Here is an 11,288-nt window from a genome sequence, read left to right on the forward strand (position 1 = left end):
GCCGGCGCCGGCGCCCGCGTCTATCTGGGCGGCGTCGACCTCATCGTCGCCGCGGTTTATCTGGTGGGCATCGTCGCGATCGGGCTGCTCGCGGGGTGGCGACACAAGAAGCGGCAGGGCGCGGCGAGCGAGTACTTCCTCGCCGGCAAGAGTCTCGGCTGGGCGAGCATCGGGCTGGCGCTGTTCGCCACCAATATCTCGACGCTGCACCTCGTCAGCCTCGCCCAGAACGGCTTCGACACCGGCCTGTTGAACGGCAACTTCGAGTGGATGGCCGGCTTCACGCTGGTTCTGCTGGGGCTGTTCTTCGCCCCGTTCTATATCCGCTCCGGCATCGCCACGCTGCCGGACTTCCTGGAACGTCGTTATAACCGCATCTGTCGCGACGTGCTGGCGTTCGTCTCCGTGCTGACGGCGGTCGTGATTCATATCGCGTTCGCGCTGCTGACCGGCGGGATTATTCTGGAGGAACTGCTGGGGATCCCGATGATGGCCAGCATCGTCGTGCTGTGTGCGCTCACGGGGCTGTATACGATCGTCGGCGGGCTGTTGGCGGTCGTGGTGACGGAGTCGATCCAGACCGTCGTGCTGCTGGTCGGCGCCGCGATCATTACCGGCTTGGCCTTCTGGAACCTGGGCGGCCCCGCGGACGCCCCCGGCGGGTGGGACGGGTGGGAAAACCTGCTCTCGATCCTGGAACGGGAGGGGGAGGAGGACAAGCTGTCGATGCTCCGCCCGCACGGCGACCCGGACGGGATGCCGTGGTACGCGATCCTGCTGGGTTACCCGGTGCTCGGGATCTGGTATTGGTGCGCGGACCAGACGATCGTGCAGCGGGTGCTCGGCGCCAAGGACGAGGATCACGCCCGGCAGGGGCCGATCTTCGCCGGGGTTTTGAAGATCCTGCCCGTGTTCCTGTTCGTGCTGCCGGGGCTGTTGGCGTACGCGCTTTATCAGGACGGGCGGTTGGACCTGTCGATGCTGGTCGTCGACGGCGAGGTGCAATCGAAAGGCGTCTACGCCGGCATGATCACCGAATTATTGCCGCTGGGGTTGCGCGGCGTGATCGTCGCGGCGCTGATGGCGGCGTTGATGAGCACCGTGTCCGGCGCCCTGAACTCGATATCGACCCTCGTCAGCTACGACGTGGTCAAGCGGTTCCGGCCGAACACTGACGACCGGGCGCTGGTCCGGGCGGGACGCGTCTCGGCCGCGGCGGCGTTGGTGTTGGCGATCGCGTTGGTGCCGGCGCTGAACCTGTTCGAAAGCATCTTTAACGGGATGGCGAGCATTATCTCGCACATCGCCCCGCCGATCACCGCCGTGCTGGTGCTCGGCGTGTTCTGGAAGGGCGCCAGCTCCCGGGCGGCGGCGACCACGCTGATCGGCGGTTCGCTGCTGGGCGTGACGGTGTTCGCCACGAACGCCCTCTTCCCGGAGGGGCCCCTGAACCAACTGCCCGGGGGGTTCATGATGATGGCGTTCGACCTGTGCGTCCTCTGCATGATCGTCCACGCCGCGCTGAGCCTGTTGTGGCCGGACCCGCCGCCCGCGACGGCGGGGGGCGCGGACGCCGGGACGCCGGTCGGGGCCGACCTCGCCTGGGACACCCCGCTGGCGGCGTTGAAGATCCCCGGCCGGACCCGCCTGGGCGACCCCCGATTGCTCTCGGCGGGGCTGCTGGCGGTGATGGTCGTGCTGTACGCCCTGTTCCGTTAGCGCGTCGCCTCAAGCCGCGGCTCAGATTTTCTAGGGAACGTGATTATGGAACAGCGCCGTCTCGGCCGCACCGACCTCTCCGTCAGTCTGCTGTCGGTCGGCGGACTCTATACGTCGTCGCTCGCCGGCGGGGAGGAGGAGACGGCCCGGATCATGCGGCGGGCCGTCGATTACGGCATCAATGCGATCGACACCGCCCCCGCCTATGCCGACAGCGAGGCGACCGTGGGGCGGGCGATCAGGGGCCTGGACGCACCGCTGGTCGTCACCACGAAGCTGGGCGGCCGGCCGCAGCCGTTCGACGCGCGAGATAAGAACGCCTTGCGGGCGTCGGTGGAGGAGAGCCTGCGGCTGCTGGGTCGGGAGACGATCGACGTGCTGATGGTGCACGAGCCGGACCGTCCGCAGCAGTACCCGTGGTGGACGAGTTACGACCCGCTCGAAGGCCCGGCGCTGGAACTAATCGACGAATTGAAGGCGGCCGGGACGATCCGCTTCGCCGGGCTGGCGGGCACCACGGTAACGGAATTGACGTCACTGGTGGAAAGCGACCGATTCGACGTGGTCCTCACCGCGTTCAATTACAACGCCCTGTTCCGGGAGGCCCGCGACACGGTCATCCCGGCCGCGGTCGAGCGGGACATGGGGGTGGCGCTCGCTTCGGTGCTCGGCCAGGGGTTCCTGACGAAGCGGGCCGACGACGAACTCGCCGCGAAGCCTGTCTGGCTCGCCGAGGACCGCCGCCGTCAATTCCTCGCTTATTATCAACTTTTGGACGAGTCGGGGATCGGGCCGGCGGAGTTGTGCCTGCGGTTCGCGGTCGGCGACCCGGACGTGACGACGATCCCGATCGGCTGCAAAACGGTCGAGCACCTCGACGCCGCCGTCGCCGCGGTGGAGAAGGGCCCGCTGCCGGCGGACGTCCGCGCCCGGCTGGACGAGATCGCCGCCCTGGTGCCCCGTCGGCCGTACGAGGAACCGATGATCCTGCCCTTCGGCAAAGACTATTTCGGGCCGGGGATCGCCAACATGGGCTCGGCCGTCCAGGTCGGCCGTCTCGATCAGCAGAAAGAATAAGTTGACGACCGCCCAGACGACGCGCGTCTCGCACTTCGCGAGCCATATCAAGGCCGCCGGCGTCAAAGCGGGCGGTTGGCGCCGCGCCCGCTTCTTCGAGATCGGTCTCCGCCGCCTCCCATCTCCGTTTAAATCCCGCCGCCCCGCCGCGAAAGACACGCCATGACACGTCGCGCAGAATCCTCCCCCCTCCGCCCCGTCACGCGTGGGGCGTTCGCCGCCGCGGTCTGCGCCCTGTTCGCGGCCGGTTCGGCCGCCGCCGCGGATCCCGAGCCCACGCACAGCTTTCTCGCCTTCGGGAAGACGACTTATCGCGTCGACGAGTCCGGCGAAACGTCGCCGGTTTACCCGGCGAGCACCCGCGACGGGTACCAGCTCCCCGACGGGACGCTCCTGCTCACGCTGAGCCGGTCCAAGAAGTACCCGGCCGGGGCGGTCGTGGAGGTCGCGCCGGACGGAACGGAGACGGTCCTCTGGAAGGGGACGCAGTCCGAGGTCAACGCCGCCCAGCCGACGGAGGCCGGCACGATCGTGCTCACCGAGGCCGGCAATCAACCGCGGCTGCTGGAGATCGAACGCGACGGGACGGTCCTCGTCGAGTTCCCCCTCGTCTGTCAGACGAAGAACCACCACCTCCAGACCCGCATGGCGCGCAAATTGGCGGACGGGACGTACCTCGTCCCGCACCTGCTCGACTTCGCCGTCGTGCAGTACGACGCCGAGGGCCGCGTGCTGAAGCGGTTCGACACGACCCTCCCCGGCGACGAGGACCGGTCCGTGCACACCTGGCCGTTCACCGCGATCCGCCACGGCGACGGCCGCACGCTGGTGTGCTGCACGAACGGCAACCGCGTGATGGACTTCGACGCGGACGGGAACGTCGTGTGGATGTTGAGCAACGACGACCTGCCCGGCCCGTGGCTGCAGGACCCGTGCGGCGGTCAGGTGTTGCCGAACGGGAACGTCGTCGTCACCAGCTACGCCGCCGGCCGGAAGGACGTGAAGGCCCCCAAGCTGTTCGAGGTGACCCCCGAGAAAGAGGTCGTGTGGACGCACACGGACGACCGGAAGGTCGGCATCCACCACTTCCAGATCCTCACGACCGACGGCGAACCGTTGCCCGGCCCGCCGATGAAGTAGGGCCGTCGAACGGCTGCGCATCGGGCCGTGCACAGCCGTTTGCTCGAACCACATAGATTGCGAGCGGCCGGGAACGCTCCGCGGAACGCCTTGAAGCGCCCGAACTTCACACATCGAGACGCATGCGATCGAATTTTCTTGTCCGGGCGTTGAGCCTATTCCTACTGGCCCCCTGTACGGCCTTCGCGGAGGAACGGCCGTCCGACGCGGCGGAGCGGCCGCCCAACGTCGTGCTGATTTTCGCCGACGACCTCGGTTACGGCGACCTGGGTTGCTACGGCGCGACGAAGCTTCAAACCCCGAATATTGATCGGCTCGCGGCCGAGGGGCGGCGGTTCACGGACGCGCATTCCGCCTCCGCCGTCTGCACGCCGTCGCGATACGCGTTGCTCACGGGCGAATACCCCCTCCGGGCGATGGGCGGCCGGGGCGTGTGGGGGCCGCTACCGACGAACCACGAACTGATCATCGACACCGACGCCCTGACGATCGGGAAGGCGTTCAAGAACGAAGGCTACGCGACCGCTTGCCTCGGAAAATGGCACCTCGGGTTCGGGCGGGGCGCGAACGACTGGCAGCCGCCCCTGCGACCCGGGCCGCAGGACCTCGGTTTCGATTACTACTTCGGCGTCCCGCTGGTAAACAGCGGCAGCCCGTTCGTGTACGTCGAGAACGACACGATCGTCGGCTACGACCCGGACGACCCGCTGGTCTACGGCGGCAAACCGCCCTCCCCCACGCCCACCTTCCCCGAGGAGGCGTCCCGCAAAAGCCCCAACCGATTCGGCGGCGCCCTCGAAGCGCACCGGATTTACGACGACGAGAAGACGGGAACCCTGCTGACCGAGAAGGCCGTCGAATTTATCACGGAGAATAGAGAACGGCCGTTCTTCCTGTACTTCCCGACGCCCAACATTCACCACCCCTTCACCCCGGCGCCTCGGTTTAAGGGCACCAGCCAGTGCGGGCTGTACGGCGACTTCGTGCACGAGCTGGACTGGATGGTCGGCGAGGTGCTGCGAAGCCTGGAGGACAACGGCCTGAGCGACGACACGCTGGTCATTTTCACCAGCGACAACGGCGGCATGTTGAACCGCGCCGGGCGCGACGCCTTCAAAGCCGGGCACGAGATCAACGGCGACCTGCTCGGATTTAAATTCGGCGCCTGGGAGGGCGGCCACCGCGTCCCGTTCATCGCCCGGTGGCCGGGCCGGATCGAACCCGGCACGGAGTCCGATCAACTGATCGGTCAGGTCGACCTGCTGGCCACCTTCATGGCTCTCACCGGCCAGAGCGACGAGCTTCCGGAGGGTAAAGATAGCGTCAACCTCCTGCCCGCCCTGACGGGCGACCCCGAGGAGCCGCTGCGGACGGAGTTGGCGCTCATGCCCCACAAGCCCAGGAACCTCGCACTCCGCCGGGGCAAGTGGATGTATATCGACGCGCAGGGCAGCGGCGGGTTCACCGGCTCCCGACCCCACCACCACGCCTGGGGCGGGCCGGCGGCCGTGGAGTTCGCCGGCGACGTCAACAGCGACATCCGGGACGGCCGCATCAAAAAGGACGCCCCGCCCGCGCAGCTGTACGACTTGGAAGCCGACCCGTCCCAAACCACCAACCTGTACCGGAAGTCTCCGCAGGTCGTGAAAGAGATGCAGGCCCGGCTGAACGCCTGGCGCTCCCCGGAAGCGACGAAGGAGACGGCGCAGAAGGACGGGGGAAGCGCCCCGGCCGAAGCCCCCCAAAAGGACGCGCGGGGGGAGGCCGCGCCGGCGGCGACGCCGGCGGCGCGGGTTGCGCCGGCCCGAAACGGCGCGGCTCGTGCGGACGCGTCGAAGCCGAACGTCGTCGTCATCTTTGCCGATGACCTAGGGTACGGCGATTTGAGTTGCTACGGGCCGACCGGCGTGGAGACCCCGCACATCGACGCCCTGGCCGCGGAGGGGTTCCGCAGCACGGACTTCTTCGTGCCGGCCAACGTGTGCAGTCCCTCGCGGGCGGCGCTGCTGTCGGGCCGCTACCCGATGCGCTGCGGCATGCCCGTCGCCCGGCACGAGTCCGAACCGAAATACAGCAACTACGGGTTCTCGCCGGAGGAGATTACCATCCCCGAGTTGCTGGGGCCGGCCGGTTACCGCTCGCTGATGGTCGGCAAGTGGCACTTGGGCATGGACGTCGAAGGGTCCCACCCGATCGACGCCGGCTTCGACGAACATCTCGGCATCCCCAGCAACTATTCGTCGGGACGCGGACCGGATTACAATACGCTGTTCCGCGGAAAGCAGGTCGAAGAACGGGACGTGCCGCTGACCGAACTGACGAAGCGGTACACGGACGAGGTCGTCCGCTTCATCGAGCGGCGTAAGGATCAACCGTTCTTCATCTACTTCTCGCACCACATCGTGCACTCCCCGCTGAAGCCGCGCGAGGAATTCGTCGGCGCCTCGAGGAAAGGCAAGTACGGGGACTTCATTAAAGAGTTGGATCACAGTACGGGCCGCGTGATGCGGGCCCTGCGAGACGCCGGCGTGGACGACGACACGGTCGTCGTCTTCACCTCGGACAACGGCCCGACCCGCTTCGGATCGACCGGCGGACTCGCCGGCGGGAAATATTGTACGATGGAAGGCGGACACCGCGTCCCCGCCATCGTCCGCTGGCCCGGCAGGATCCCCGCCGGACAGGTCTCCGACACGACCGTTTCCAGCATGGACCTGTTGCCGCTGTTCTGCGAACTGGCCGGCGTGGAGCAGCCGAACGATCGCACGATCGACGGCAAAAACATCCTCCCCGTTCTGCTCGGCGAGGAGACCAGGTCGCCCCACAAGTTCCTCTACTATTACAACGGCACGAACCTGCAGGCGGTGCGCGAGGGCGACTGGAAACTGCATCTGCCCCGGACCCCGCGGGATCAGCCGTTCTGGTCTAAAAAGCGGGACCCCACCAAGGGCTTCGTGACGTTGGATCAGCCAAAACTCTACAACCTTGAGCAGGACGTGCGGGAGCGGCACGACGTCGCCGCGCAGCGTCCCGAGGTGGTGGCGCGTCTTCAGAAACAGGCCGACGCGATCCGGGCCGAACTCGGAGACGTGCGCACGACCGGTTCGGATCAACGGGAGATCGATCTTGAGGATCCGCAGGAGCGGTAGCTCGCTCCGTTCACGTCGTACCGCCCCCGCCCCGTCCCGATCGAGCAAACGCGACCGGAACTCGCTATGAAGAACCTGCTATGAAGTCGCTCCTTCTACTCGCGACGGCGGCCGTCACGGCGCTCGCCGCCCACGCCGACGAACCGGCGATCGGGACGGTCGCGGTCGCGCGATCGCCGCTGGAAGGCATCGGCGCGGAACCGGGCGTCATGCGTCGCGACCCGAGCGACGTGATTCAGGTCGACGGTCTCTATTACGTGTGGTACTCGAAGGGGACGATCTCCTCGGGGTACGATGCGACCGTGTGGTACGCGACCTCGAAGGACGGTCGCGTGTGGACGGAACAAGGCATGGCGCTCGCGAAGGGCGAGGCGGGGAGTTGGGACGGGGCCAGCGTCTTCACGCCCAACATCCTCGTCGCGGAGGACCGCTACTGGCTCTTTTATACCGGCACCTCCCGGGAGTACGGTCGTGGGTTCAATCCCGACTCGAAAATCGGGGTCGCGGTCGCGGATTCGCCCGACGGGCCCTGGGAGCGTCTCGCCGACAATCCCGTGTTGACGAACAGCGACGACCCGAACGACTTCGACAGCCATCTGGTCGACGACGCCAGCCTCATCGTCCGCGACGACCGATACTGGCTCTACTATAAGGGCCGCCAGTCGGGCAAGGGGCCCGGGCAAACCAAGATGGGGCTGGCGATCGCGGACTGCCCGCAGGGCCCTTACGTGAAGCACCCGGCCAACCCGGTCGTCCCCGGCAATCATGAAGTGCTCGTCTGGCCCCAGGGGTCGGGCGTGGCCGCGATGATCGGCACGACGGGGCCGGATGAGATCACGAATTCGGTCCTCTACGCCGAGGACGGGGTGCGTTTCTCGAAGACGCACGACGTGATCGACGGCCCGTGGGCCGGCGGCGCCTACCGCCCCGAGGCGTTCACCCAAAGCGGCCGCGGCGAGATCCCCGAGTGGGGGGTCGAGATCGGCGCGGCCGCGGGGGAGGGCGCCGGAAACCTGCCGTACCTGCAACGATTCGATGTGACGGAGGAGAATTAGGATGCTTTTGAAAACGTCTCTGACGCGCCTCGTAACGGGATTGGGAACGGTCGGCGCCGCGTTGTGTCTGATGTCCGGGCGGGCCTCGGCGAACGAAAAGTTCGCCGACGACGTCGCCTTCTTGAGAAAGCACACGGAGGTCGTGCTGCTGAAAGAGGGCGACGCGGCGGTCGCGGTGGCCCCCGCTTACCAAGGCCGCGTGATGACCAGCGCCTTCGACCGCGAGGCCGGCCCCAGCTTCGGCTGGATCAACCGCCCGGTCGTCGAGAAAGGAATCCTCTCGGACGACGAGGAGCGGGGCCAGCTCGAAGAACACATCTATATCTTCGGCGGTGAAGAGCGGTTCTGGCTCGGACCGGAAGGCGGGCAATTCGCACTGTTCTTCCAGCCGGGAACGCAGTTCGAGTTCTCCGACTGGACCACGCCGCCGGCGATCGACACCGAACCGTTCGAACTGGTCGAACGCACCGAAGCGTCGGCGAAGTTCGAGCACGAGACGGAGCTGATCAACTACAGCGGCGCGAGGTTCAAGGTGGGCGTCGAGCGCACCGTCAAGCTGCTGGACGAACGGGAGGCCTCGGACCTGCTGGGCGTAAAACTCCCGGAGGGACTGCGGACGGTGGCGTACGAAACGGACAACCGCATCACCAACATAGGTTCCGACGCCTGGAAGCCGGAAACCGGCCTGCTTTCGATCTGGATTCTCGGCATGTACAACCCGTCGCCGGAAACGACCGTCGTGATCCCCTTCAAGGAGGGCGACGACGCGACGCTCGGCCCGAAGGTCCGCGACGCCTATTTCGGCAAGGTGCCGCCGGAATACCTGCGGGTCGAAGAGGGGCGATTGTTCTTCCGCGGCGACGGCACGCGCCGCGGCAAGATCGGCGTCACGCCGCAGCGTTCGAAGGGGATCGCCGGCAGCTACGACGCCGCCGGGCGGGCGCTTACCCTCGTCACCTACAATGTCCAGGAGGCGCCGCACGGGTTCGTCAATTCGATGTGGGAGATGCAGGACGACCCCTACGCCGGGGACGTGATCAACGCCTATAACGACGGCGCCCCCGAACCGGGAGCCGACCCGTTGGGGCCGTTTTACGAACTGGAAACTTCGTCTCCCGCGGCCGCGCTCCAGCCCGGCGAGACGATGAAGCACGTTCAGCGGACGTATCACCTTCAGGGCTCGAAAGAGGCGCTCGATCCGCTGGCGCGGCGCCTCCTCGGCGTCGGCCTGGACGAGATCGAGGCCGCGTTTTAATCCAGAGATCACCTCGCCGCCGGACGCGGCCGGAACGTCTCCGGCCGCGTCCGACCGCTCGCCCCGCTGACACCCTATGCGTTCTCTCTCCACAACCCGCTCGGCCCTGCTGTCCGCGGCGTTTCTCGCCGGGCTGGGCGGCTCCGTCGCTGCCGCCGACCGTCCGAACTTCGTCGTGATCTTCACGGACGATCAGGGATACGCCGACCTGAGTTGTTTCGGCGGTCAGCACGTCAGCACGCCCCGGATCGACCGGATGGCCGCCGAGGGAACGAAGCTGACGAGCTTCTACGCGGCCGCGCCGCTGTGCACGCCCTCCCGGGCCGGGTTGATGACCGGCTGTTATCCCCGCCGCATCAATATGGCGTACGGGTCGGACTTCGCGGTGCTGCTCGCCGGGGACGAGAAAGGGTTGAACCCGGCCGAGGTCACGATCGCCGAAGTTTTGAAGTCGGCCGGTTATCGCACCGGCATGTTCGGGAAATGGCACCTGGGCGATCAGCCGGAGTTCCTCCCCACCCGGCAGGGCTTCGACGAGTTTTTCGGGATCCCCTACAGCCACGACATCCACCCGTTCCACCCCCGGCAGGCCCACTTTGAGTTCCCCCCCCTGCCCCTGCTGGACGACGAGACGGTGGTCGAGACCGACCCCGACGCCGACTATTTGACGCGGCGCATCACCGAGCGGGCCGTCAGTTTCATCGACGAGAACAAGGACGAGCCGTTCTTTCTTTACGTCCCGCACCCGATCCCCCACGCGCCGCTGCACGTCTCTCCGCCGTTCATGGAGGACGTCCCGGACGCGGTCAAGAACAAGCTGAACCGGGAACGAAAGGTCGATTACGGCACGCGCAGAAAGCTGTTCCGGCCTGCGATCAGCGAGATCGATTGGTCCGTGGGACAGATCCTCGACGCGTTAAAAAGGAACGGGATCGACGAAGACACCGTCGTCCTGTTCACCTCGGACAACGGCCCGGCGATCGGCAAGGCCGACCCGCTCCGCGGTCGGAAGGGCAGCACCTTCGAGGGCGGAATGCGCGAGCCGACGGTGATCCGCTGGCCCGGCAAGATTCCGGCCGGCGAGGTGAACGACGAGATCATCACCGCCATGGACCTGCTCCCGACGTTCGCCAAGCTGGCCGACGCGTCGATCCCGACCGATCGCACCATCGACGGCAAGGACGTTTGGCCCACGCTGCTCGGAGTGTCGGGCACGCCCCACGAGGCCTTCTTTTACTACCGGGACAACTCCCTCAACGCCGTGCGGTCCGGGAAATGGAAGCTCCACGTCGCCGGCGGACGCCCCACGCAGCTTTACGACCTCGACAGCGACGTCGGCGAGACGCGGAATCTCGTCGAGGTCCGCCCCCACGTCGTCCGGCGCCTCCTCGAGCGCCTAAAAGCGTTCGAACAGGACGTCGCGGAGGACGACCGGCCCGCGGGCTTCGTGGAGGATCCGCAGCCGCTCGCACCGGCGTCGGCACGGTCGCCGGATGAGCCGCAGGTCCCGAAGGCCGCTCCCGAGGTCCCGAAGCCGTCCGGTCCCGCGGCGACCGCCGCCTCGCCTGGGTAAGGAGCGCCGCGGGCGACGCCCGAGACGCCGAACCTCGTCCCCATCGTCACCGACGATCAGGACGACGGCGCCCCCGGTCGTTTCGGCGCCCGACACGTCGACACGTCCCGCATCGATCGGACGGCCGCGGAGGGAGACGGTGCCGGATCGCTCCCGCACCTGGCCGCCAGGTCCGGTTGCTATGATTCAAGTTCTCCAGCGACGACAGGATTGAACGGGGCCAGCAATGCAGGAACGGATCGTCCCGATGCACGTCTCCCTTCTCTTACTGATCGTCGTCCTGCACGCGACGTCGACCACGGCCTTCTGCGGCGCCGGCG

The 11,288-nt window shown here is 67.1% G+C and carries 7 protein-coding genes; all 7 read left to right on the forward strand.

Annotated features, from left to right (window positions below):
- Positions 1-24 precede the first annotated feature (24 nt).
- The 7 genes from ACG2DA_RS18820 (at position 25) to ACG2DA_RS18850 (ending at position 10,968) form a co-directional block, all read left to right on the forward strand.
- Positions 25-1,719 carry a sodium:solute symporter gene (locus ACG2DA_RS18820; protein ID WP_395257694.1) on the forward strand — a complete coding sequence of 565 codons (1,695 nt, stop codon included), beginning with the start codon at positions 25-27 and terminating at the stop codon, positions 1,717-1,719.
- 45 nt (positions 1,720-1,764) lie between these two features.
- Positions 1,765-2,796, forward strand: coding sequence for an aldo/keto reductase (locus tag ACG2DA_RS18825; RefSeq protein ID WP_395257682.1), 1,032 nt, complete (start codon positions 1,765-1,767; stop codon positions 2,794-2,796).
- Between the two features lie 162 nt (positions 2,797-2,958).
- A complete protein-coding gene (locus ACG2DA_RS18830; RefSeq protein ID WP_395257684.1) occupies positions 2,959-3,936 on the forward strand; it encodes a hypothetical protein in 978 nt (325 codons plus the stop codon).
- Between the two features lie 122 nt (positions 3,937-4,058).
- A complete protein-coding gene (locus ACG2DA_RS18835; RefSeq protein WP_395257686.1) occupies positions 4,059-7,085 on the forward strand; it encodes a sulfatase-like hydrolase/transferase in 3,027 nt (1,008 codons plus the stop codon).
- A gap of 80 nt (positions 7,086-7,165) precedes the next feature.
- A complete protein-coding gene (locus ACG2DA_RS18840; RefSeq protein ID WP_395257688.1) occupies positions 7,166-8,140 on the forward strand; it encodes a family 43 glycosylhydrolase in 975 nt (324 codons plus the stop codon).
- A gap of 70 nt (positions 8,141-8,210) precedes the next feature.
- Complete coding sequence (locus tag ACG2DA_RS18845) at positions 8,211-9,395, forward strand: DUF6786 family protein (RefSeq protein ID WP_395257690.1); 1,185 nt, start codon at positions 8,211-8,213, stop codon at positions 9,393-9,395.
- Positions 9,396-9,471: 76 nt separating this feature from the next.
- On the forward strand, positions 9,472-10,968 hold the full coding sequence (locus ACG2DA_RS18850) for a sulfatase-like hydrolase/transferase (protein ID WP_395257692.1): 1,497 nt from the start codon (positions 9,472-9,474) through the stop codon (positions 10,966-10,968).
- Positions 10,969-11,288: the final 320 nt, after the last annotated feature.

The organism is Alienimonas sp. DA493 (genome assembly GCF_043951915.1).
In the GTDB taxonomy this organism is placed as follows: domain Bacteria; phylum Planctomycetota; class Planctomycetia; order Planctomycetales; family Planctomycetaceae; genus Alienimonas.